This window comes from Pseudomonas sp. GW822-FHT06D10 (assembly GCF_058799535.1).
Genome location: NZ_JBXALN010000008.1, coordinates 307,898 through 331,750 on the forward strand (window position 1 = coordinate 307,898; position 23,853 = coordinate 331,750).

The 23,853-nt window shown below is 64.8% G+C and carries 19 protein-coding genes; 10 read left to right on the forward strand and 9 right to left on the reverse strand.

Annotated features, from left to right (window positions below; all coding sequences use genetic code 11):
• Positions 1–19 precede the first annotated feature (19 nt).
• Positions 20–1,348 carry an MFS transporter gene (locus AC1RL5_RS25915; RefSeq protein WP_207239599.1) on the reverse strand — a complete coding sequence of 443 codons (1,329 nt, stop codon included), beginning with the start codon at positions 1,346–1,348 and terminating at the stop codon, positions 20–22.
• A 175-nt stretch (positions 1,349–1,523) separates the two neighbouring features.
• On the opposite strand from AC1RL5_RS25915, the gene panB reads away from it, so the two are divergent.
• Positions 1,524–2,351 carry a 3-methyl-2-oxobutanoate hydroxymethyltransferase gene (gene panB / locus AC1RL5_RS25920; RefSeq protein ID WP_011063469.1) on the forward strand — a complete coding sequence of 276 codons (828 nt, stop codon included), beginning with the start codon at positions 1,524–1,526 and terminating at the stop codon, positions 2,349–2,351.
• Here the strand turns inward: panB and AC1RL5_RS25925 are convergent.
• Positions 2,339–3,727, reverse strand: coding sequence for an aminotransferase-like domain-containing protein (locus AC1RL5_RS25925; RefSeq protein WP_093408069.1), 1,389 nt, complete (start codon positions 3,725–3,727; stop codon positions 2,339–2,341). The genes panB and AC1RL5_RS25925 overlap by 13 nt on opposite strands.
• A 4-nt stretch (positions 3,728–3,731) precedes the next feature.
• Positions 3,732–3,965 (reverse strand): hypothetical protein, encoded by a 234-nt coding sequence (locus AC1RL5_RS25930; protein WP_041774476.1) that lies wholly within the window; start codon positions 3,963–3,965, stop codon positions 3,732–3,734.
• A gap of 115 nt (positions 3,966–4,080) precedes the next feature.
• On the opposite strand from AC1RL5_RS25930, the gene AC1RL5_RS25935 reads away from it, so the two are divergent.
• The 5 genes from AC1RL5_RS25935 to AC1RL5_RS25955 all read left to right on the forward strand — a co-directional run bounded on the left by AC1RL5_RS25935 (position 4,081) and on the right by AC1RL5_RS25955 (position 12,302).
• Entirely contained in the window at positions 4,081–5,499 is a 1,419-nt protein-coding gene (locus tag AC1RL5_RS25935; RefSeq protein WP_011063472.1) for a short-chain fatty acid transporter, read from the forward strand.
• A 186-nt stretch (positions 5,500–5,685) separates the two neighbouring features.
• Positions 5,686–7,389, forward strand: coding sequence for an acid phosphatase (locus AC1RL5_RS25940; RefSeq protein ID WP_492589901.1), 1,704 nt, complete (start codon positions 5,686–5,688; stop codon positions 7,387–7,389).
• Between the two features lie 192 nt (positions 7,390–7,581).
• Positions 7,582–9,279: a molecular chaperone HscC gene (locus AC1RL5_RS25945; RefSeq protein WP_492589903.1), complete on the forward strand. Its 1,698-nt coding sequence runs from the start codon at positions 7,582–7,584 to the stop codon at positions 9,277–9,279.
• Positions 9,280–9,290: 11 nt separating this feature from the next.
• The gene (locus AC1RL5_RS25950; RefSeq protein WP_492589905.1) at positions 9,291–11,012 is read left to right on the forward strand and encodes a J domain-containing protein; all 1,722 of its coding nucleotides are present in this window, start codon (positions 9,291–9,293) and stop codon (positions 11,010–11,012) included.
• Between the two features lie 117 nt (positions 11,013–11,129).
• Entirely contained in the window at positions 11,130–12,302 is a 1,173-nt protein-coding gene (locus AC1RL5_RS25955; protein WP_041120710.1) for a hypothetical protein, read from the forward strand.
• A 113-nt stretch (positions 12,303–12,415) separates the two neighbouring features.
• On the opposite strand, the gene can is transcribed toward AC1RL5_RS25955, so the two are convergent.
• Positions 12,416–13,060: a carbonate dehydratase gene (gene can, locus AC1RL5_RS25960; protein WP_011063477.1), complete on the reverse strand. Its 645-nt coding sequence runs from the start codon at positions 13,058–13,060 to the stop codon at positions 12,416–12,418.
• Between the two features lie 155 nt (positions 13,061–13,215).
• On the opposite strand from can, the gene AC1RL5_RS25965 reads away from it, so the two are divergent.
• Entirely contained in the window at positions 13,216–13,548 is a 333-nt protein-coding gene (locus AC1RL5_RS25965) for a hypothetical protein (protein ID WP_011063478.1), read from the forward strand.
• A 138-nt stretch (positions 13,549–13,686) separates the two neighbouring features.
• Here AC1RL5_RS25965 and rimI read toward each other — a convergent pair whose 3' ends face one another.
• Both rimI and AC1RL5_RS25975 read right to left on the reverse strand, forming a co-directional pair.
• A complete protein-coding gene (gene rimI / locus AC1RL5_RS25970; protein WP_011063479.1) occupies positions 13,687–14,139 on the reverse strand; it encodes a ribosomal protein S18-alanine N-acetyltransferase in 453 nt (150 codons plus the stop codon).
• Positions 14,136–14,936 carry a hypothetical protein gene (locus AC1RL5_RS25975; RefSeq protein ID WP_011063480.1) on the reverse strand — a complete coding sequence of 267 codons (801 nt, stop codon included), beginning with the start codon at positions 14,934–14,936 and terminating at the stop codon, positions 14,136–14,138. The genes rimI and AC1RL5_RS25975 overlap by 4 nt, the downstream gene beginning before the upstream one ends.
• 179 nt (positions 14,937–15,115) lie before the next feature.
• Here AC1RL5_RS25975 and mksB point away from each other — a divergent pair, with 179 nt between their 5' ends.
• From mksB to mksF, 3 genes are read left to right on the forward strand one after another with little or no spacing between them, the layout of a single operon-like run.
• Positions 15,116–16,393 carry an Mks condensin complex protein MksB gene (gene mksB, locus AC1RL5_RS25980; protein WP_026020016.1) on the forward strand — a complete coding sequence of 426 codons (1,278 nt, stop codon included), beginning with the start codon at positions 15,116–15,118 and terminating at the stop codon, positions 16,391–16,393.
• On the forward strand, positions 16,383–17,090 hold the full coding sequence (gene mksE, locus AC1RL5_RS25985; RefSeq protein ID WP_047285462.1) for an Mks condensin complex protein MksE: 708 nt from the start codon (positions 16,383–16,385) through the stop codon (positions 17,088–17,090). The genes mksB and mksE overlap by 11 nt, the downstream gene beginning before the upstream one ends.
• Positions 17,087–19,930, forward strand: coding sequence for an Mks condensin complex protein MksF (mksF, locus tag AC1RL5_RS25990; protein WP_015637042.1), 2,844 nt, complete (start codon positions 17,087–17,089; stop codon positions 19,928–19,930). Before mksE ends, mksF begins: the two co-directional genes overlap by 4 nt.
• A gap of 155 nt (positions 19,931–20,085) precedes the next feature.
• Here mksF and AC1RL5_RS25995 read toward each other — a convergent pair whose 3' ends face one another.
• The 3 genes from AC1RL5_RS25995 to AC1RL5_RS26005 are packed head-to-tail and all read right to left on the reverse strand — an operon-like array spanning position 20,086 to position 23,651.
• Positions 20,086–22,389, reverse strand: coding sequence for a PqiB family protein (locus tag AC1RL5_RS25995; protein ID WP_011063484.1), 2,304 nt, complete (start codon positions 22,387–22,389; stop codon positions 20,086–20,088).
• On the reverse strand, positions 22,382–23,005 hold the full coding sequence (locus AC1RL5_RS26000; protein WP_015637044.1) for a paraquat-inducible protein A: 624 nt from the start codon (positions 23,003–23,005) through the stop codon (positions 22,382–22,384). Before AC1RL5_RS26000 ends, AC1RL5_RS25995 begins: the two co-directional genes overlap by 8 nt.
• Positions 22,992–23,651 carry a paraquat-inducible protein A gene (locus AC1RL5_RS26005; protein ID WP_041119907.1) on the reverse strand — a complete coding sequence of 220 codons (660 nt, stop codon included), beginning with the start codon at positions 23,649–23,651 and terminating at the stop codon, positions 22,992–22,994. The genes AC1RL5_RS26000 and AC1RL5_RS26005 overlap by 14 nt, the downstream gene beginning before the upstream one ends.
• Positions 23,652–23,853 lie beyond the last annotated feature (202 nt).

Consider the following 23,853-nt stretch of genomic DNA (forward strand, 5'->3'; position numbering starts at 1 on the left):
AGCAGGCCGAAGAAAAGTCCTAGCGTTGGTCAGCCATGCAGCTTTCTCTCGCCGCCGCTGGCCCTTCCTCACCCACACGGCCGCCGAAGTAACCGGCGCTGACGACTCCCACCGCTCCCATCACTGCGCAGTAGATCACGCAGATCCAGGGGCTCCAGGGCATCAGGGCGATCAGCAGCAACGGCGTGGTACTGGCCCAGAGGGCATAGGCGATGTTGTAGGTGAATGAGATCCCCGACACGCGAATCCTCGCCGGAAACAGGCCCACCATCACCGACGGCACCGCCCCCACCACGCCGCAGCCCAGGCCGGCGATGGCATAGGCCAGGCCGATCCAGGCGCCGCCGCTGATCAGGCAGCCATAGAGCACGGCGATGCCCAGTGGCAGCAGCAGGCTATAGAGCATCACCGTGCGCCAGGCGCCGAGGCGGTCGACGATCAGCCCCGCCAGCACGCAACCGATGTTGAGAAAGACAATCCCTAGGCTGCTCAGGGCAAAAGTGTGGCTGGCGCTCATGCCGAAGCTTTTTTGCATCATGGTCGGGGTGATGACCACGAACACCACCACCGCCGAGGTCAGCACGCAGGTGAGGATCAGCGCCGGCAGGATCGCCAGCCGGTGTTCCCGTAACACGGTGCGCAGGGGCAGTTCGGCGGCGGCATCGCGCTGGTGCTGCAGCGCCACGAACACCGGGGTTTCGCTCAACCAGCGGCGCAGCCAGACGCCGATCACGCCGAACACGCCGCCCAGCAGGAAGGGATAGCGCCAGGCGTGGTCGAGGATTTCCTCGGGGCTGAAGACCCGCGCCAGCAAGGTCGCGGTCAGGGCGCCCAGCAGGTAGCCGAAGGTCAGCCCGGCCTGGAGAAAGCCCAGGGCATAACCGCGATGGGCCCGCGGCGCGTGCTCGGCGACGAACACCCAGGCGCTGGGCACTTCGCCGCCCACGGCGGCACCTTGCAGCACCCGCAGCGCCAGCAGCAGCAAGGGCGCGAAATAACCGATCTGGGCATAGGTCGGCATGATGCCGATCAGCAGGCAGGGCAGCGCCATCATCAGGATGCTCAGGCTGAAGACCTTCTTGCGCCCCAGGCGGTCGGCGAAATGGGCCATGAGGATGCCGCCCAGGGGCCGGGCCAGGTAGCCGGTGACGAAGATCCCGAAGCTCTGCAGCAGGCGCAGCCACTCGGGCATTTCCGGGGGAAAGAACAGCTGGCTCAGGGTCAGGGCGAAAAATACGAAGATGATGAAGTCGTAGATTTCCAGGGCACCGCCCAGGGCGGCCAGGCCCAGGGTCTTGTAGTCGGAGCGGGAAAAGCGCGCCGGCGACGACTCAGTGGAAGGGGTCATAAAGCAACTCGATGGCAGCACAAAGCAAAGGCGCTCATGGTCTACGCAAAAGATCCGGGGAACAACCCGTTCCCGGCCCTGGGTTGGTTTTCCGGGGTTTTCTGTACCTTGAACGGCCGCGCGCCAGGCCAATAATCGGGCACTTTCCCACCCAAGCAGAATCAGGAAAGTCGTCATGAGCAGCCATACCCGCACCCAGCGCCTGAGCGTCCCGCAACTGGTGGCCATGAAAGGCCGGCAGAAGATCGTTTCCCTCACCGCCTATACCAGCCACATGGCGCGGCTGATGGACCCCTTCGTGGATTTCATCCTGATCGGTGATTCCACCGCCATGGTCGGTTACGGGCGCACCTCGACCCTGGACATGAGCCTGGCGGAAATCATCGCCCACACCCGCGCGGTGGTGGCCGGCAGCCGCCTGGCCTGCGTGATTGCCGACATGCCCTTCGGCAGCTACCAGGAATCCCCGCAACAGGCCTACCGCAATTGCGCCGAGGTGATGGCCCGCACCGGTTGCGCCGCCCTCAAGCTGGAGGGCGGCCGGGCCCTGGCGCCCACCGTGGAGTTCCTGGTGCAGCGGGGCATTCCGGTGATGGCGCATATCGGCCTGATGCCGCAGTTCGTCAACCAGATGGGCGGGTTCAAGGCCCAGGGGCTCGACAGCGAGGCGGCCCGCAAGATCGAGGAAGATGCCCGGGCCCACCTCGAGGCCGGCGCCTTCAGCCTGTTGCTGGAAGGGGTTGCGGAGCCCCTGGCGCGGCGCATCAGCGACTTCTCGCCGATGCCGACCATTGGCATCGGCGCCTCCCCGGCCTGCGACGGCCAGGTACTGGTGACCGAAGACCTGCTGGGGCTGGGCGGGCCCCAGGTGCCGCGTTTCGTCAAGCAATACGCCGATGCCGGCGCCCTGATCAGCCAGGCCTGCGAACGCTTCGCCGCAGAGGTTCGGGAGCAGGCCTTTCCGCAGTTGCAGCATTGTTATGGGGTGGTTCAGGAAGCCTGACTCACCGCCCGCGCCAACTGCCCGAGGGCGCCCTGGATATCCTTGCTCCAGTCCAGGGTGAAGCTCAGGCGCAGGTGCTGCTGCCACAAGCCCTGCTGGCTGAAGATCGCCCCCGGGGCGATGACGATGCCGTCGGCCAGCAGGCGCTCGTAGACCCGGGTCATCGGCACCGGGCGCCTGGCTTCGACCCACAAGGTCGCGCCGCCGGCGGCAAGCGGCGCATGCAACAGCCCGCCGGCCTGCTCGTCCAGCAGTTGCTGCAACTGCTTCATCCGCTGTTGCAGCATGCCCCGCAGTTTCAGCACGTGCTGGTCTACGCGACCGGAACTCAAGAGCCGGGCCACGGCCTTCTGGCGGATCGGCGACAGGCGAAAGCGCCGCTCCAGGCACTGGCGCTGCAAGGCCGGGCCCAGGCTGCGGCTCAGCACGTAGCTCAAGGGCGCCTCGGCGCCGATGGCCTTGTCCAGGCTGGCGAACACCAGCAGGCGCTCGGGATCGGCGAAATCCCGATAGCGAGCAGCGCCGGGCACGAAGCTGAATGCTCCGTAGCTGTCGTTCTCCAGCAGCCAGATCCCCCGCTCGGCGAACCAGCGGCACAGCTGCTGCTTGTCGGCGGCGGGCATCAGGCTGCCGTGGGGGATGTTCACCGTCGAGGAGAACACCGCCAGGCGCACCGGCTCGCGCTGAAGCAGCGCTTGCACCTGCTGCAGATCGAAGCGCCCGCCGGCATCCAGGGGCAGCTCGATAATCCGCAGGCGCGCCGCCCGCAACTGGCGCAGGATCGCCCAGGAACACGGGGACTCCACCAGCACCACGCCGCCGTCCAGGTCCAGCGCCCGCAACGCCAACTCCACCACGCTGTGCAGATCGGCCCCCAGGAACACCTGGTCGGCCTGCCAGTAGTCGCGGCTGGAGCAGGTGTAGCGCCGGGCCAGTTCGCTGCGCAGCTCCTGCTCGCCCAGGGGCTGGTACAGCGGTGCCTGGTTGCGCGGGTACTGGCGGGCCAGTTCGCGCTCGGTCATCAGCAAGGGTTGCTCCAGCGACAGCAGCATCGCCGGCGCATCGCTGCACAGCGCCAGGCGCCCCGGCAGGCGGGCCTGGGCATAGAGGTTGTCGAGCAGATCCTCACCGGTCTCGGGCACGGTCGCGGCGGCCAGGGCCCGGGTGAAATAGCCCTGGCGCGGCCGCGAACAGATGCGCCCCTCGTCTTCCAGCAGGGCGTAGGCGTACTTGATGGTGGACAGGGAAACCTTCAGCCGCTGCGCCAGTTCGCGCAATGACGGCAGGCGTTGCTCCTGATCGCTGGCGGCGTTGTCGATCCACCGCGACAGGTAGCGGTAGACCGCCTGATAGGCGAAAGGCGGGTGGCGCTGCACCGCTTCAGTTGCCTTTGGCCATGGCGATCGCCGCCTGGATCGCCGCGCGGGCCTGGGGGCTGTTCTTCCAGCAACTGGAACCCACCAGGGCCGAAGCCTGGGTGACGATGTGCAGGGCATCGGCGGCGGCCAGCTGGGCCAGGGAAGTGATGCCCAGTTGTTCCAGGCGAGCGACCACGGTAGAACCGACACCCTTGACCTTGAGCAGTGCGGCGCGTTCTTCGGGGGAGAATGACATGGGCGTTGAGATCCTTTGCAGTCCGTGGCAATTGCCGCATTCTTGCACAGTTCTCGGCCGCCTCTGCCTGGGGCGGCCGACCTCCTTATAAACATAAGAAATCCGAGGTACTCACGTGGCCGCTGATATTCAAGATAGCCGCTCCGCCCGCTTTGCCCTGCGCTGCTCGAACTGGGCCGAACGCTGGTTTCCCGACTCCTGGGTGTTCGCCGCGCTGGCGGTGATCATCGTTGCCCTGGCCACACTGGCCATGGGCGCCAAGCCCACCGATGCCGCCATGGCGTTTGGCGACGGCTTCTGGAGCCTGATCCCCTTCACCATGCAGATGGCCTTCGTGGTCATTGGCGGCTATGTGGTAGCCAGCTCGCCGCCGGCGGTGAAGCTGATCGACAAGCTGGCGCGCATTCCCAGGAACGGCCGCTCGGCGGTGGCCTGGGTGGCGCTGATTTCCATGGTCGCCTCCCTGCTCAACTGGGGCCTGTCCCTGGTGTTCGGTGGCCTGCTGGTGCGGGCCCTGGCCCGGCGTACCGAACTGCGCATGGACTACCGCGCCGCCGGCGCTGCCGCCTACCTGGGCCTGGGCGCGGTCTGGGCCCTGGGGCTGTCGTCTTCGGCGGCGCAGTTGCAGGCCAACCCCGGCAGCCTGCCACCGTCGATCCTGGCCATCACCGGGGTCATTCCCTTCACCCAGACCATCTTTCTCTGGCAATCCGGCGTCCTGCTGCTGGCCCTGGTGGTGGTCTCGCTGATCGTCGCCTACGCCACGGCGCCCGGCCCCGGCAGCGCCCGGGATGCCCAGGCCTGCGGGGTCGACCCGAGTTTCAGCATGCCCAAGCCGCAACCCCGGACCCGCCCTGGCGAATGGCTGGAATACAGCCCGCTGCTGACCCTTCTCCTGGCGCTGCTGGCGGCCGGCTGGCTGTATCACGAGTTCGCCACCAAACCGGCGATCACCGCGATCTCCGGGCTCAACACCTACAACTTCCTGTTCCTGATGGCCGGCGCCCTGCTGCACTGGCGCCCGCGCAGCTTCCTTGATGCCGTGGCCCGGGCAGTGCCCACCACCACCGGGGTGCTGATCCAGTTCCCGCTATACGGTTCGATCGCCGCGCTGATGACCGTGGTCAAGGGCGTGGATGGCCAGACCCTGGCCCACCACATCTCGACCTTCTTCGTGCAGATCGCTTCCCACGACACCTACGCGCTGCTGATGGGGCTGTACTCGGCGGTGCTGGGCTTCTTCATTCCTTCGGGCGGCGGCAAGTGGATCATCGAGGCGCCCTACGTGATGCAGGTGGCCAATGACCTGCAGTACCACCTGGGCTGGGCGGTACAGATCTACAACGCCGCCGAGGCCCTGCCGAACCTGATCAACCCCTTCTACATGCTGCCGCTGCTGGGGGTGCTGGGCTTGAAGGCCCGGGACCTGATCGGCTTCTCCTTTGTCCAGTTGCTGGTGCATGCGCCCCTGGTGCTGGTGCTGCTCTGGGCCCTGGGGACCACCCTGTCCTACCTGCCGCCAGTCATTCCCTGACAGAGCCACAGGCCCGCTGCACAGCGGGCCTGTGGATAACGGCCCGTCGGCCCAATCGCAGATTTATCCAGGGCCCAGACAGCCAGGCCGTGCCGCATTCCTGTAGCCTTTGCGTCATATTCGGTTGTTAACGTGCGACCGAAATACTTTGTAACGAATCCTCAGAGAGCCGAGCAAGGAGCCGACATGAGCGACGATACCGACCTGCGCGACACCCCCGAATCCGCCACCGACCAGCCTACCGATACCAGCCGCCGCCGCTTCCTAGGCGGCGTTGCGGTTCTGGGGGTCGGCGCCACCCTGAGCGCCTGCGGCCAGCCCGGCGAGCCAGGAGGCAAACCGCCGGTGGAACGCCTCTTGTCCCCGGCCGAACTGGACAAGACGCTGCAGGCGCAGGTGAAGAACGTAGTGGTACTGTTCGCCGAGAACCGCAGCTTCAACAACCTGTTCGCCAACTTTCCCGGGGTGGAGAAACCGCTCTCGGCCCTCAAGCCCGAAGACTTCCAGCAGCGCGACCGCGACGGCAACCTGTTGCAGAAACTGCCGCCGATCTGGGGCGGCATTCTCCAGGTGGGCCCGCAGACCCTGGACGGCATCACCTACCCGGTGGAAACCCAGTTCCAGGAAAACCTGCCCAATGCCCCCTTCGCCCTCAAGGGGCCCAGTGGCGAGGACCTGCCCCTGGGCCTGGTGACCCGCGACCTGTGGCACGTGTTCTACCAGAACCAGATGCAGATCAACGGCGGCAAGAACGACAGCTTCGTGGCCTGGGCCGACTCCGGCGCCCTGACCATGGGCCACTACGCCCAGACCCGCTACTCCCTGCGCCTGTGGGACGTGGCTCGGGAGTTCGTGCTCTGCGACAACTTCTTCCAGGGGGCATTCGGTGGCTCGTTCCTCAACCACCAGTACCTGATCAGCGCCAAGGTGCCGTTCTACCCCGATGCCGCCAACTCGGTGGCCAAGTCGCAGATCGCCACCCTGCAGGGCGACGACCCCAAGGGCACCCGCCTCAAGCCCCTGGACAAGTCCCCGGCCAGTGCCATGGACGGCGCTCCGCAGTTCGGTCCCAGCGCCCTGACCCCGGACGGTTACGCGGTCAATACCATGGCCCCGCCCTACTGGCCGACCTGGATCCGCGACCCGGAGCGCCCGGACTACGCCAAGCCGGACCTGCCCAGCGTACTGGTGCCTCAAACCCACGAACACATCGGCGACAAGCTGTCGAAAAAGAACGTCGACTGGGCCTGGTACGGCGGCGCCTGGCAGGCGACCCTGGAGCAGTTCAAGGATTCCGGCGGGATTCCCAAGATCCCCAACTTCCAGTACCACCACCAACCCTTCAACTACTTCGTGCGCCAGGGCCCGGAAAACCCCGCCGAACGGGCCAAGCGCCTGCGCGACGGCGGCCTGGGCGATGAGTCGAGCACCAACAAGTTCTTCGCCGATGCCGAGGCCGGCAAGCTGCCGGCGGTGACCTTCTACAAGCCCCAGGGCAACCTCAACCTGCACGCCGGCTATGCCGACGTGGCCGCCGGCGACCGGCATATCGACCGGGCATTGAAAGTGCTGCGGGAAAGCCCGCAGTGGAAAAACATGGTGGTGATCGTCACCGTTGACGAAAACGGCGGCTGGTGGGACCACGTGGCGCCGCCCCAGGGCGACCGCTGGGGCCCGGGCACGCGGATTCCGGCGCTGGTGGTATCGCCGTTCGCCCGCAAGGGCACGGTGGACCACACGGTGTACGACACCGCCTCGATCCTGCGGCTGATCACCCGGGTGTTCCAGTTGGAAACCCTGGACGGCATCAAGGAACGTGACCAGGCCATGATCGCCCGGGGCCAGAAGCCCATGGGCGACCTGACCAACGCCCTGCACTTCACGGCCTGACCCCGGCCGGGCCCGCAACGGGCCCACCTGCCACCGCAGAACCGAAACCCAAGCCCGGCTTCGGTTCTGCGGCACCGGCACAAATGATAGCCATATAACATCACCCACTTTACCCATCCACCCGGCGGGTAATATCCTGCGCGCCACCTATTTGTTTCATCTGTTTTCCGATTGGAAAGGGAGTTCGTCGTCATGATCGTAGGTATCGACCTGGGGACCACCAACAGCCTGGTCGCGGTCTGGCGCGAAACCGCCAGCGAGCTGGTGCCCAATGCCCTCGGCGAACTGCTCACCCCCAGCGTGGTGGGCCTGGACGACGAAGGCCGGATCCTGGTGGGGCAAGCCGCCAGGGAGCGCCTGCACACGCACCCGCAGCTCACCACGGCGCTGTTCAAGCGCTACATGGGCAGCGCCACCGAAGTGCGCCTGGGGGAACGTACCTACCGCCCCGAAGAACTCTCGGCCCTGGTGCTCAAGAGCCTCAAGGAAGACGTTGAGCGGGCCTATGGCGAACCGGTGGAGGAAGCGGTGATCAGCGTGCCAGCCTACTTCAGCGATGCCCAGCGCAAGGCCACGCGGATTGCCGGCGAACTGGCCGGGCTCAAGGTGGAAAAACTGATCAACGAACCCACCGCCGCAGCCCTGGCCTACGGCCTGCACCAGCGTGACCGGGAAACCTCGTTCCTGGTCTTCGACCTCGGTGGCGGCACCTTCGACGTGTCGATCCTGGAGCTGTTCGACGGGGTCATGGAAGTCCGCGCCAGCGCCGGCGACAACTTCCTCGGCGGCGAGGACTTCGACAACCTGCTGCTGGAACACTTCCTCGAACAGCAGGCCCAGGCCGCGGGCTTTCCCGAACGCCAGAGCGTGCTCCAGGCACTGCGCCGGGAAGCCGAGCGCGTGCGCCGCGCCCTCGGCCAGGAGCCCAGCACCGAATTCAGCCTGCGGGTCGATGGCCGGCAATGGACCCAGAGCATCACCCAGGCGCAACTGGCCAGCCTCTATGCGCCGCTGCTGGAACGCCTGCGGGCGCCCATCGAACGCGCCCTGCGCGATGCACGGATCCGCGTCAGCGACCTGGATGAAATCCTCCTGGTGGGCGGCGCCACCCGCATGCCCCTGGTGCGCAAGCTGGCGGCAGGGCTGTTCGGGCGCTTTCCCTCCATCAGCCTCGATCCCGACCAGGTGGTGGCCCAGGGCGCGGCGGTCCAGGCGGCCCTCAAGGCACGCTCGGCGGCCCTGGAAGAAGTAGTGCTGACCGACGTCTGCTCCTACACCCTGGGGATCGAGACCTCCCAGCAATACGGCAACCAGATCGAGAGCGGGCACTACCTGCCGATCATCGAGCGCAACAGCGTGGTGCCGGTAAGCCGGGTCAAGACCGTGCAGACCCTGCATGACAACCAGGAGCAGGTGCTGCTGAAGATCTTCCAGGGCGAAAGCCGCCTGGTGCGCGACAACGTCGCTCTGGGCCAGCTGGAAATGCGCGTGCCCAAGCGCCCCGCCGGCGAAGTCTCGCTGGACGTGCGCTTCACCTACGACATCAACGGCCTGCTGGAAGCTCAGGTGAGCATCCCGCTGACCGGGGAAAGCCATTCCCTGGTGATCGAAAACAACCCCGGCGTGCTGACTCCGGAAGAAATCCAGGAGCGCCTCAAGGCCCTGGCGCAATTGAAGATTCACCCCCGCGACCAGCAGGTCAACACGCTGCTCAGCGCCCGACTGGAACGCCTGTATCAGGAGAGCCTGGGGGAGTTGCGCGAACAGATCGGCTATTGGGCCGGGCAATTCCAGCAAGTGCTGGAAACCCAGGACGAGCGCAAGATCCGCGAAGTGCGCAGCCAGCTCAGTGAACAACTGCAACACCTGGAAAACGGCCACTGGCACTGAGGAGCGGCAACATGGATTGCTGGTCCCTGCTGGAGTTGCCCGAGGACGCCGACGAACGCAGCATCAAGCGCAGCTATGCCCGGCAGTTGAAGATCACCCGTCCGGACGAGGATGCCGAAGGCTTCCAGCGCCTGCGTGAAGCCTATGAGCGGGCGCTGCAACTGGCCCGCTGGCGGGAAGAGATCGCGGATGAAGTCGCGGTGATCCAGGCCGCCTCCACTAAGGCACCGCCCCCGGACAACCTGCAGGCCTGGTCGGGCCTGATAGAGATGGACGCGGCCGCCCCGCGGCCAACGCCGAGGGGCCCTTCCCAGGCCCAGCAATGGGCCAGCCTGCTTGAAGACGTCCCCCTGTCCGTCGAACCGCTGGCGGACTGGGTCCCGCCCGCCCCGCAGGATCCCGCCCCCCTACCCGCTCCAGCCACTAGCGCATTGCCGCTGCTCAAGGGGCTGAGCGTCGAGAACCTGCCAGAGCGCTGGCAACAGGCTCGGCAGCAGGGCTGCGAGGACGATTTCCTGCAGCGCCTGCTGGTGGCGTGCTGCGCCCACCCCGAGCAATACGCCGCGATCATCGGCTGGGCCGCCGAGCATCTGGACTGGCTGACACCCTGGCAACAACCGCCCATGGAGGCCTGGCAAGAGGCATTCCTGGTCAAGACGCTGTTGCAGGAATACCGCCGGACGCTGGAAGCGTTGCTGCAAGCCGGCCAGGAGCGGGCCTTCCTCGAACGCCTGACGAGCTACTGCGCACAACCCTGGCTGCGGATCTTCGATCATCGCCAGAACTGGCAGCATGAAATGCTGCAGTTGCTGCAGCAGCAAGCCTGGCAGGTACCCTTGTTCGATCGGGTATGCCAGGTGTTCGGCTGGGACGAAAGCCGTGGCAACACCCCTGAACCGGCGTGGCTCTGGCAGTCGCTGATCGAGCGCTGCCAGCAGGAGGCCTTCTATCAGGAGCTGCTGGCCAAGGCCGGGGAACCCGGCGAAGCGACGCCGGACGTTGCTGCGGCTCGCCTGCTGCTGAACCCCATGCCCCGACGTCGCCAGGTCGCCCTGACCCGGCACTTCGAAGACGAACATTGGCAGGCCTGCATGGAACTGTCGCAGACCCTGGCCTCGCGTTTCCCGGCGCTGCTGGAGCGGCTGCCTCGCAGCGATGTGTTTTTCTGGCAGAACCTGATGCCGCGTCCGCAGGGCGTGGACAGCTGGATCAGGTCAGGGGTCGCCATGGGGTTGGCCCTGAGCCTGTACTTCATGGACAAGCCCCAACACAGCAAAGAACTTGCAGTGATGATGGGGCTGTTCTGTGGGGGTGTCCTGGCGCTTTTCGGGCTGATCCTGCTCAACACCTGGGCCCCTGCGATCGCCCGCCTGCTGGCCATCGACCTGTGGTTGAGCGAGCGCCTGGTGCCCAAGCGCCTGAATCCGCACCAGCACTGGCTGGTGCTGCGCCACGGGGTGCCGCAAGCGGTCATGCTGGGCCTGTTCGGCTATTGGCTGGGGGCCCTGGGGATACTGGCCTACCTGGGCTTTGTGCTGATCGGCCTGCTGCATTCGCGGCGCATCGGCCAGCCGGACCCGGATTTCTGTGCCCGCAGCCCCTGGCTGGGCGCCTTGCACTGGAATCACTTCAGCCCCTGGCAGCCGATCTATCTGGTCGTCATGATCGTGGTCATCCGGGTCTGTCAGCTCCATGCCCCGGGGTTTCCCTGGACGCGCCTCATGCCTGGTTGAACCCTGCGCGGCCGGGGCAATGGATATTTTTTCACTCCCGGCTGTTTCTCCGCTCGGTGCTGTTTCAGTATGTCCTGCCCCCCCTTCGAAGGGGTTCACGCTGAAAAGGATCTGAGCATGTTCAAATTCGCAGGAATGACCCTGGCGCTGACCGCTGCTGCCCTGAGCGCGACGGCACAGGCCGATGTCGAAGTCGATCTGGGCAGCCCCCAGCGCGTCACCCAACTCTTCGCCTACCCCAACAACTGCAACGTGATCTGCTATCGCAACTGGACCCTGGAGGAGACGGTGGCTCACTACCTGACCCAGAGCGTGCAGCGTGACGGCTACAGCGCTGCAAAAGTCAGTGTCAAGACCACCGGCGACAAGGTCCTGGCCTCCATCAGCGGTGTGCCGGACGGCTACGACAAGCCCCTGAGTGCCCTGCTGGATGCCGGCGACCTGGCCTACAAGGGCGCCAGCCAGCTCAATGCCGATGGCAAATGGGCCTACAGCTGGTACCTGTTCCTGCCCCTGGGCATGGCCCTGGAAAACCGCAAGAGCGTCGAGCTGCTGCACTTCCCGCCGGACTATTCATTGACCCAGGCCCAGGACTATCTGGAGTCGGCCACCACCGACCGCTGGGCAACCCTGTTGACGGCCAACGGCATCGCCGCCGAGCAGACCCCGGCCTACCAGACCATCGTCGACATCGCGCCGATTGCCGCGCCATCGAGTGCCGGCAAGGACCTGGAGGGGGTCTACAGCTACTTCAACAGCTACCAGACCAGCATGGTCAAGCAGGTCAGCCAGAGCACCAGCGGCGCGGCCCTGCCGATGGTGGCCTTCGGCGCACCGGTGCGCAATTGGCTCAAACAGCAGTACGGGGTCACGGTGAATGTGCTGGGCCTGGCACAGATCAGCCCCAGCGAGGGGGTCAAGGTGCCGGTGCTGGGCTCCAACCACCCGAGCTATATCTGGTACGCGGCAGACCCGGCGAATTACGACGATGACCAGGCCAAGGCCGATGCCGCGGGGTTGAAAGTGATGGGCCAGGACCTGAGCGCGGCCTGCTGGCAGGCCGGCATGGGCAGCAAGCCGGGGACGGACCCGAGCACCCTGCTCGGCAGTTGCACCCAGACCTGGCAGGTGACGCAGAAAGTGCAGACCTGCGAGCTGTTCTACACCTCGGTGCGCAAGCTGAGCGAGCAGCAAGCCGCGGCCAAATGCACCAGTGCACCGGTCAAGACCCAGCTCAACCAGCTCAAGGCCCCGGCACCGGCGCCAAGCACCGAGGTACCGCACCTCTGAGCCGGCCGCTCAACCTGTAGCCGCTGCCGCAGGCTGCGATCGACCCGCAGGGTCGCGGTGCTCTGACAGAGCCCGCAAGCCTGCGCCCTATCGCCGCCTGCGGCCAGCGACGATCAGACCGCGCCTACCGGACGCAGCCGATACTGCGGCGGCAACTGCTCGAAGCCGCTGATGGTGGCGTTCAGGCTCTTCCAGCGACCGTCCTTGATGCCGTAGATGCAACCGTGGATCGACAGGCTCTGCCCGCGATGCCAGGCGTTCTGCACGATGCTGGTATGGCCGACGTTGGCCACCTGCTGGATCACGTTCAGTTCGCACAGACGGTCGACCCGCTCTTCTTCCGTGGGCAACTGCCCCAGCGCTTCACGGTGCTCGTAGTACAGGTCGCGGATCGAACGCAGCCAGCCGTCGATCAGGCCCAGCTGGCGATCCTGCATAGAGGCGCGCACGCCGCCACAGCCGTAGTGGCCGGTAACCAGGATGTGCTTGACCTTGAGTACATCCACCGCGTACTGGATCACCGACAGGCAATTGAGGTCGGTGTGCAGTACCACGTTGGCCACATTGCGGTGCACGAACAGATCGCCCGGCAGCATGCCGACGATCTCGTTGGCCGGCACCCGCGCGTCCGAACAGCCGATCCACAGGTATTCCGGGGTCTGCTGGCGAGCCAGTTTGGAGAAGAAGTCCGGATCTTCCTGCTTGATCGCTTCGGCCCAACGCTCGTTGTTATCAATCAGATCTTGTAGTTCGTTCATGCTGTGAAGCCTCAAGAATGATGCACTGCTTTGACAGACGGCCGCCCGTCGAGGTCACGCCTATTGCTACAGATACCGGCCATCCCTTGCGGGGGAATCTTCAGGGGCGTGCAAGGGTCCACCCTTTATCCAGTCCCGAAGTATGAGTAATCGCCATGAACGAATCACGACGCCCCTACAACGCCCCCCAGCCCGAACCCATCGACGACGATCAGGACCGCATGGGCTCCATGGAGGAGCTGCATTTCGATGACGACGAACCCGCCGCCCGCGCCAGCAACCGCGTCACGGACGACGGTGCAAGCGATGATGACCTGAGCCCGGAAACCCTGATCCGCGAAGACGGCGCCCGCTCCGCCCATGAGGCCGGTGCCGACAAACCGGCCGACTGGGACCTGAGTATTGTCGAAGAAGAGAACATTGGTGGCGGCAATGGCCTGGATGAAGCCGAACTGGCCCGCCGCGACCCGCTGGACGGCAAGCCCTGAGCCCTGCACCGCATTCAATGGCGCGCTCTCCCGCAGGAGCCGGCTTGCCGGCGAAGAGGCCCTCAAGCCGTGCATCGCCCCGAATGGCGCCTTCGCTGGCAAGCCAGCGCCTACATTGGCCCGCGTGCGGTTAAAGGCTCAGTCGACCAGCGTGCAGGCCATGACCAGGGCGTCTTCGCGACCGCCTACCGCCGGGTAGTAGTCGCGGCGGCGCCCCACTTCATTGAAGCCATAACGCTCGTATAACCGATAGGCGGTCTGGTTGCTGGAGCGCACTTCCAGGAAACACTCCCGGGCGTCCTTCTGGTAGGCGCGCTTCATCAGCTCTTCCAGCAACCGCAGGCCCAGGCCGCGGCCCTGGCTTTCCGGCTTGACGGTGATGTTCAGCAGATGCGCTTCGTCGATGATCACCTGGATCACCCCGTGGCCCACTTGCTGGCTGCCTTCGAACATCAGCCAGACCTCGTAGGACTTGAAGGCATCCATGAAAATGCCCCGGGTCCAGGGGTGGCTGAACGCCGCATATTCGATTTTCAGGATGCTATCCAGGTCCGCTTCGGTGGCCAGGCGGAAGGTCAACGCGTCACTCATTGGTCATTTTGCTCATCAGTGCTTTTCCAGCGCGTCATCAAGCGACGCATGGCTTGCCAGACATCAGCCTTACGCTGTGGCTCTTCCATCAATAGTTCCAGGCCAGGCAGGGCCCAGGCCGAACCCAGGCCTTCGACCTGGAGTTCGCGGTTGTAGGATTCGGCATTCGCCTCGCCGGCAAATCGCACCGCCGGCAGGCCGATCAGCCACAGGCAGACACAGGGTTCCTGCTCGATCCGCACGCCGACAAAGGCCTGGACGAAATCCCGCGCAGCCTCGGGGCCCTGGTCCAGGTTGCCCCGGGTCAGCATCGGCCAGCGCACCGGCTCGGCGAGGATCTGCGGGCTGTCCGGCAGGCCGGCGGCGCGCAGCATGTCCTTGAGCAACAGGTAGGCCGGGTCGCGGCTCTGGAAGGCTTCGCCTGTGGGTAACTCCACCAGCAGCAGGCAACGGCCGGCCCGCAGCAACTGCAGGGCAAAACGTGGCGGCGGTACCACCGGGGCCTTGACCACCGGGGCCGGGGCCTCTTCGCCCTCGGTCAGCGCCTTGCTGGCTGGGCGCGCAGGGGCGGTGGAGGGGCGCGGCACCTCGATCTTCGGCCGTTCGACGTTCCTTGCCGCCGGCGCCGCGGGGGCCTTGGCCTCGACCACAGGGGCAGGCGGCGCCTCCACCTCCGGTTCCGGCAGGGCCAGCAACTCGGGGCGCGAAGGGGCGGCAAAGGGCAATTCGCTGCGCGGCAGCCAACTGACCACCTGCATGGCGGACAGATAAGCGCGACGACGGGACTCGATAAGCAAAGGTCGGCCACTTGTGGATAACTGAGGTGGGGGATTCTACCGTCCTTCGCCGAAGATCGCCCGCAGTTGATTGCGCACAAAAGCGACTGTCCGTCTCATACCTGGACCTGGGGGTGAATCGTCAGCCCCCTGATGCAGTACAATCGCCGCTTTTCATTGCCAACCAGCCGGCCATTCCGATGATCGAACCCAAGCGCGTCTTGCGCGCCCTCGCCGAACACTGGGCACTTCTGGAGCCGCTGTGCGAGCACTTCGACCAAGGCACCCTGAGTCTTGCCGAACTGCGTTCACAGCTGGCTGCCCAACAACTGGACAGCACGCCCCAGGACATCACCCACCTGCTGGACGTATGGATACGCCTGGACATCCTGGTCCCGGTGGCGAAAAGCCCGAACCGTTTCGAGCTCAATGCGCAGATCCACGACTTCCTCGCCTACCTGCGCCGTGAGCACCGCCTGGGCCTGTGCCTGGAGATCGAAGCCTACCTGCGCCACCTCGAGCGCCTGGCCGGTTACATCCAGGACGCCTTCGACGTGCGCGACGGCAACGACCTGGCGCGCCAGCTGCGGCTGCTGGACATGCGCGTGCGCGATGTCCTGAAGAAGCTCGCCAACGACGAACAGGCCCTGGTGGCCGTTGCCGAGCGGGCCAAGACCAGCGACCGGCAGATCCCCCTGCGCCAGCGCTATGCCGAGGTGCTGGCCACCTGGGACGAATACGTCGAACCGATGATCCAACTGGTGAACGCCGACGGCGCCTTCGAACAGGGCGTGCGCAAGGTGGAGAACGTCCTGCTGCGCATGCTCACCGAACAGCAGCGCCTGGGCCACCTGGTGGACGACGACATGCTGCTGCGCACCCACGCGCGGATCCTGGAAATGCAGACCAGCGCCCAACTGACCCTGCGCCACGCCCGGGAACTGCTGCTGCCGCTGCGTGAGGAGGCGCGCCGTCATAACGCCGTGACCCGCGGCGCGGCCCTGGCCCTGTCGGCCATCCGCCGCAAGGGCATCGACGCCGTGCCCCAGGCCGCCATGCCGATGTTCACCCGTCCGCAAAGCACCTTCCTCGGCAGCTCCGGCCAGGTGGAAGCCTATGTCTACGCCCTGGCCCGCTTCGAACCCAAGCCCGCGCGCTTCCCCAAGGCCCACAAGACCCACAAGGGCGTGGCCCCCAAGGCACCGCGCACGGTCCGGGAAATGCTCGAGCGCTGCGAAGACGCCCTGCCGATGCCGGACCTGATGAGCTGGCTGCTGGACCAGGAGCCCGATGGCGCCACCGACGAACTGCTGTACTGGTTCTCGCGCCTGTCCCGGGAAAAACGCTTCAAGCGCGAGCGCCTCGAACGCCGCGACTACCACACCCAGGAGCACCAGGTCAGCCTGCGCTCCTTCGCCCTGCTCTCGGCCCGCGATGACGCCGCCGAGCATTCTGCGAGCAACGCCAATGCATCTTGATCTTTCCGAACTGTCCCAGCTGGCGCCGATCTTCCGCGAGCTGTTCAAGGGTTACCACGTCAGCCGCCGCGACCCGGAGCTGTACGCCCAACTGTCGAACTTCCAGGACCAGTACCGCACCCTGTTCAAGGCCCTGGGCTTCGAGCTGGTGTGCGATACCCGCGGCTTCTACTACTTCGTGCCGGACAACGCCGCCGCCCAGGTGAACAAGACCGCCCAGCGCCTGGCGCTGTTCACCTTCATCCTGGTGGAGCACCTGGCCGACCAGGGCCGCGACCCGATCGCCGTGCTCGACGGCGGCAGCCTGGGCCGCGACGAACTGCCGTCGCTGCTGGAAAAATACCGCGACCTGTTCATCCAGGCCGAAGTGCAGACCCAGGAAGAGCTGGAAGAGAAGATCATGCGCCGCATGACCCAGCTGGGTTTTGCCGCCGAGGAGCCGGGGATCTATCGCTTCCTGCCGCCGATGCACCGCTTCCTCGATGTCTGCCTGTCGGTCCAGCAGGACCGCGACCTGGCCGCCAGCCTGCACAGCGTGCTGCCGCTGCCGACCCCGGTGCTGGTGGACGACGACAGCGACGAAAAACTGCTGCAGACCGATGACCCGCTGGACCTGAGCGAATTCGACGAGTCCGAAGAAAGTGAAGAAGACGCGCTGGCCCGAGCCATCGCCGAAGAACAGGAGCTCGACGCATGAGCAAGGAACGCTACGGCATCCGCCGCTTTGCCCTACTGAACACCGCCGGCTACAGCCTCGGCCTGTTCCCCCTGGAAGAGCCGCTGTCGGTGTACGGGGCCAACAACCTGGGCAAGTCGGCATCCATCAACGCCCTGCAATTCCCGATCCTGGCACGCATGTCGGACATGAGCTTCGGCAAGTACAGCCTGGAACAATCCCGGCGCTTCTACTTCGCTTCCGACACCAGCTACATCCTGGTGGAAGTCTCGCTGCCCCACGGCCCCCATGTGATCGGCGTGGTCGGGCGCGGCCCGGGCGGCGGTTTCGGCCACCAGTTCTTCGCCTACGCCGGGCAGCTGGACCTGGCGCACTACCAGAAGGACGACACCTGCCTGCGGCAGAAAGAGCTGTTCACCAACCTGGAGCGCCAGGGCCTCAAGGCCTATGAGCTCAAGCCCGATGAACTGCGGCGCCTGCTGGTGGGCGGCCACACCTCGATCCCCCTGGACCTGACCCTGATCCCGCTGCGCTCCACCAGCGAGCAAAGCCTGAAGACCTTCCGCGCGTTGTTCATCAACCTGCTGCACATGCGCGAAATCACCGCGGCCAAGCTCAAGCAGCTGTTCCTCGACGCCTTCGAGCACAGCCTGCGCTCCGGCAGCGTCGACTACATCGCCGCGTGCGACGAAGCTTTCCGCGACGTACGACGCATGGAGCAGGACTACAACTCCCTGGTGGCCGCCGGCCCCCTGGTGGAGGCCCTGGCCAACGGCGTGAAACAGCGGGACATTCTGCGGGGCAAGCTGCATCGCCTGTCGCCGTTGCTGGACTCGCTGCTGGGCACCTGGTCGGACTACGCCGGCGCCCGCAAGGAAGAGCTGACTATCCAGGCCGAGCATTACCGCAACGAGCAGGACGCGCTGCAGAACGACCAGCGCAGCAGCACCCAGGAAATGATGCGCCTGGAGCGGGAAATCACCGGTACCCAGCGCTGGCTGGGTGAGCTGTCGGTGCTCAAGCACCGCTTCGCCCTGGTGGATGACGTCAAGGTCCTGGAACAGCAACTGCTGGCGGCCAAGGATGCTCACGACGAGCTGGCCGGCGCCCTGGCCCAGTCCCGGCAATTCTCCGCCGAAGACCTGGAAGAGCGCCTGCGGGACCTGGAAAAACGCCTGAAGTCGGTGAAGCAGCAGCTCGATCATGCCGACAACAACAGCTACGCCCGCCTGCGGGAAGAGTTCTCCCAGCAGGACGTGGAGCGCCTGATGCGCCTGTTCAACAGCGCGCTGTTCAGCCTGCCCCTGGGCGAACACGGCATTGCCCTGGACGACAACGGCGAGTGGGTGAAGTCGGTGGAGCTGATCCTCGACGGCTTCAAGGGCGAGCGCTTCGAAGTGCCGGGGCTGTCGATCGACATCTCCCACATCGAACCGCCAGCCTTGCAGGCCCTGGCCGACCGCGCCGCCCTGCGGGATCAGAAAGAACGCCTGGAAAAAGAGCTCAAACAGCTCAAGACCCAGGCCGCCGTGGCCGCCGACCGCGCCGCCAGCAAGACCCAGACCGAAGCCCTGTACCAACAGGTACTGGATGCCCAGAAGGCCCTGGAAGACTTCCGCCGCGCTCAGACTCTGAGCGCCGAGGAAGGCGAGAAGCTGGAGCAGCTGGCACAGATGGAGGCCGCCCAGGACGAACTCAAGCGCTCCAGCGACGCCTTCACCGAGCGCGTCCAGCAGTTGTCTGCGAAGCTGCAACTGGTGGGCCGGCAGATCGCCGACATGGAAGCCAAGCAGCGCACCCTGGACGACGCTCTGCGTCGCCGTCAGCTGCTGCCGGCAGACCTGCCCTTCGGCACGCCGTTCATGGACCCGGTGGACGATTCCATGGACAACCTGCTGCCATTGCTCAACGACTACCAGGACAGCTGGCAGGGCTTGCAGCGGGTCGACGGGCAGATCGAGGCACTGTATGCCCAGGTGCGCCTCAAGGGCGTGGCCAAGTTCGACAGCGAGGATGACGTAGAGCGGCGCCTGCAGCTGCTGATCAACGCCTATGCCCACCGCACCGACGAAGCCCTGACCCTGGGCAAGGCGCGCCGCGCCGCGGTCACCGATATCGCCCGGACCCTGCGCAATATCCGCAGCGACTACGACAGCCTGGAACACCAGCTGGCGCTGTTCAACCGCGAGATCAACAAGCGCCAGGTGTCCAACCTGCAGAGCTTCCGTATCGTCCTGGCGCCGAACAAGGAAGCCCTCAAGCACATCGACCAGATCATCCACAGCGCCGGGCAATACGAAGAAGGCGAGACCCTGTCGGTGTTCGACCTGAGCCAGAGCGCCGAGCAGGACAACAAGAACGAAGAAGCCAAGGAGTACCTGGCGCGGCTGGTGGCGGCCAACCACAACCAGCTGGGCCTCAAGGACCTGTTCGAACTGGCGTTCGAGATCACCAAGGTCAACGGCCAGCCGGTCATCCACACCGACATCGATGGCGCGGCGTCCAACGGCACCACCATGACCATCAAGGCGCTGACCAACATGTACCTGTTGCTGCACTTGATGGACCGCGACCAGGCCGGGCGCATCCGCCTGCCTTACTACCTCGACGAGGCGGCGGACATCGACGAGCGCAACCAGGCGGCGCTGCTGGAAACCAGCCTGCAACTGGGCTTCGTGCCAATCCTGGCCAGTGTGAAGCCCCAGGTTTCCGCCCAAGTGGCCATCGACCTGGAAGGTGGCAGCGGACCGAACGGCATCTACATCGACGAGGCCGATTGGAAGTTCATCCGTCGTCACGATCAGGTCAAGGCCGTGCTGAACGCAGAGCCGGAAGCAGAAGCGGAGCTGGACGAAGTCTGATTTCGTAACGCTGCAACGAAAAAGGCCGCGCTCTTCCGAGCGCGGCCTTTTTTATGGGAAAGCTGTTGTAGGAGCTGGCTTGCCAGCGAAGGCGTCCTCTGGCGCGACGCAGGGCTGAGGGCCTCTTCGCCGGCAAGCCGGCTCCTACAGGAAGGTTATTTGCCCAGGGGGATCTTCGGTGCCCAGGTCAGCCATTCCTCTTCGAACTTGTCGAACAGCGGGAAGGTCTGCTGAGGCCGCGCCGGGTTGCCCATGCGCTCGCCATCCGGCGTCGCGAAGGCAATCCCCCCCTGGATCAGGGTCTCCAGGGATTCGGTACGCACCGTCGCCCCTTTGAACAGGCCAAAGTCGACACCAAATCCACTGCTGTTCCAGAAGCGCGTACCACTGCGAACCAGCGGTGCGTACTTGGGTTCGATGAGGATGTGGATCAGTACCCGATCGGCCGTCTGGCCCAGCTCGTAACCGGTCACCTTGCCCACCGCCACTTCGCGGTAGGTTACCGGCACTCCGACTTTCAGCGAGCCACGCCGAGCAGCGCTCAACACCAGGCTCAGGCCGGCTTCCTGAACGCTGGCTTCCGGCGGTTGCGGCAAGGCGACAAAACTGGTCTGCACGCCCTGGCTCTTCGTCGCAGGCTGGACCTCGATGTATTGGCCGGTGACCAGGGTTTCCAGGTTCGAGGTCTTCATCAGGCCCAACTCCGGCTTGACCACCCAGAACTGGCTGCCGACCCGGGCGATGCGCTCGGGCACTTCGGTGATCCGCGCCTTGAGCATGACCGATTGCATGTCGGCGCTGAGGGTCACTTCTTCCAGCTTGCCCACGTCCAGGCCCTTGAAGCGTACAGGCGTGCCGGCCCGCAAGCCGTCGGCGCGATCAACCTTGATGCTCACCAGGGTGCCGCGCTGCGCCGCCTCCTCCTGGTTGGCGAACAGGCGGAAACGTGGAATGCGCTTTTTCAGCGGCACGTTGGGCAGCGGGGTCTCGAAGGCGATGCCACCCGCCATCAGGCTTTGCAGCGACTCGCTCTTGATCTGGATACCACCGGTCAGGCCCCCGGTCAGGGTGATGCCACTGACGTTCCAGAAGCGCGTCGAACCGTTGACCAGGCCTTCATATTCCTTCTCGATGTGGACGCCGATCACCAGTTGCTTGCGGGTGTGGGAGAACTGGTAGCTCTGCACCGACCCGACCTTGACCTGTTTATAGAGAATCGGGCTGCCGACATCCAGCGACCCCAGGTTGTCGGTGAACAGCACCATGTGCAGGCCGGGGGCACGCAGGTCCAGCGGCGGGGCCTTGGCCCGGGCCTCGAACTCGCGCTGGGGCGCGGCGCCCTTGTCGCCGGGACGGATAGCGATGTAGTTACCCTTGACCAGGGCCTCAAGACCGGTGATGCCGGCCAGGGAGATCGAAGGCTTGACGGTCCAGAACTGGGTGCCCTGGACCAGGTAATCCTCGGCCAGGGGATCGAGAGTCAGCTCGGCGGTGGCGCTGCTCAGGTCGGAGTCGACCTTCAGGGCTTTCAGGCTGCCCACCTGGATGCCCTTGTACATCACCGGGGTGCGCCCGGCCTGCAGGCCTTCGAAATCGGTGAGCTTGACCTTGACCCGGATCCCGGCCTGGGCGGCGTCGAAGTCCTCATACAGACGGAACGGCAGGCTTGGGTCGGTGGGCGGGCTGTCCTTGCGATTCTCCGGCGTGGCAAAGGCGATCCCCCCGGCGACGATGCTGGACAGGGACTCGCTGCGTACTTTTACCCCGGACAGGTTGGCGTCGATGCTGATGCCGCTGGCGTTCCAGAAACGTGTGTGCTTGCGCACCAGATTGGCATAGGTGGGCTCGATATAGACCTTGAGCTCTACCGTGTTCTGGTCTTCGGAGAGCAGGAAGCTCTTGATCTGGCCAACCTGGATCTGCTTGTAGAACACTGGGCTGCCACGGTTCAGCGACCCCAGGCGCTCGGCCTTGATGGTCAGGTGCAGGCCCGGTTTGGCATCAGATAAAGGAGGCTCTTCGGCCAGGGCCTTGAACTTGCGGCTCGGCTCGCCATCCCCGGGGCTGACGGCGATGTAGTTGCCCGAGACCAGGGTTTCCAGGCCAGTGATCCCGGCCAGGCTGACACTGGGTTTGACCAGCCAGAAGCGGGTGTTGGTCTTCAGGTACTGTTCGACGTCCTTGTTCATCTCGACCGTGGCAATCACTCCCTTGGAGTTGCCCTCATCGTCCAGAGCCAGGGTTTTGACCTTACCTACGGGCATGCCCTTGTAGACCACTTCAGTCTTGTTGGCCTGGATCCCCTCGCCGCTTTCAAAGCGCAACTGGATCTCGATACCGGTCTGGCTGTAGGCACGCCAGCCCAGCCAGCCGCCGATGATCAGGGCAATCAGGGGCAATACCCAGATAGCCGACCAGTTGGAGGCCGGGCGGGTTTTGGCGGTAGGCAAATCACTCATGGTCGTCGTCCGACTCCGTGTTATCCCAGATCAGTCGGGGATCGAAAGTTACTGCAGCCAGCATGGTCAGAATCACCACGCTGGCAAAGGCAACCGCACCGAGATTGGCCTCGATGCTGGCCAGCCGGCCAAAGTTGACCACCGCCACCAGGATGGCGATGACAAAGATATCCAGCATCGACCAGCGGCCGATGAACTCGATAAAGCGGTACATGATGATCCGCTGTCGGGCCGAGAGCGGCTGGTGACGTTGCACCGAAAACAACAACAGGGCAATGCCCACCAGCTTGAAGGTGGGCACCAGGATACTGGCGACGAACACCACCGCAGCGATGGGAAACATGCCGTGCTGCACCAGCTGGATGACCCCGGACATGATGGTGCTGGGGTCACCCTGGCCCAGGGAACTGACGGTCATGATCGGCAGCACGTTGGCCGGGATGTAGAGGATCGCGGCGGTGAGCAGCAACGCCCAGGTGCGCAGTATGCTATTGGGGCGACGAGGATGAACCATGGCCCCGCAGCGAGTGCAGGTCTGCTCTTCGCTGTCAGCCTCCTGCCGATTCAACTCGTGGCATTCAGTACAGATCAGAATGCCTGCCTCAATCGCCCGCATGTATGTCCTCTCCCGATAACGCTTGCCAGATCTGGTGAGGCGACATCACCACCTCCAGCCAGACCTGCACCAACAACAGACTGATAAAACACACCAGGCCCAGGCCCACGGTAATGGATGCCATGTCGGCCAACTTGACGATGGCCACCAGCACCCCCATCAGGTAGACCTCGAGCATGCCCCAGTCGCGCAGATGATGATAAATGCGATAGAGCAGCAGGCCGTAACTGCGGCCGATGTCCCAACGAATACTCAGCAGGACTAAAAGCTGACAAATCAACTTGAGCAGGGGAATGCCCATGCTGCACAGGAACACCACCACCGCCACGCCTTCCATCCCGGTGTCGAACAGCCCCTGCACACCGCTCCAGACCGTGTCCTCGGAAGACTGTCCCAGTAGATTGAGCTGCATGATGGGTAGAAAGTTCGCCGGCACATAGAGCAACAAGGCCGCGATCACCAGGGCCAGGCTGCGTTCGACCACATTGTGCCGGTGCGCGTAGAGCTCATAGCCACAACGAGGGCACTGGGCTTTCTCACCGAGGGCGAGCTTGGGCTTGCGCATCAGCAAGTCGCATTCATGGCAGGCAACCAGGTCGTCCAGTGGTAATTCTGACAACCCGGGGGCGTCAACCGGATCTGGCATAGAAGGCTCTGGGAGTGGAGAAAGTAACGGTTATTCTAGTGTTCCAATCCGAAAATAACTGTGCAAATTTGTTTGCGAATAAGAGCAAATTTTCCACGTGCAAAAACAAAACCCCAACTGCATGTGCAGTTGGGGTTTCGGAATTTAATCTTGACGATGACCTACTCTCACATGGGGAAACCCCACACTACCATCGGCGATG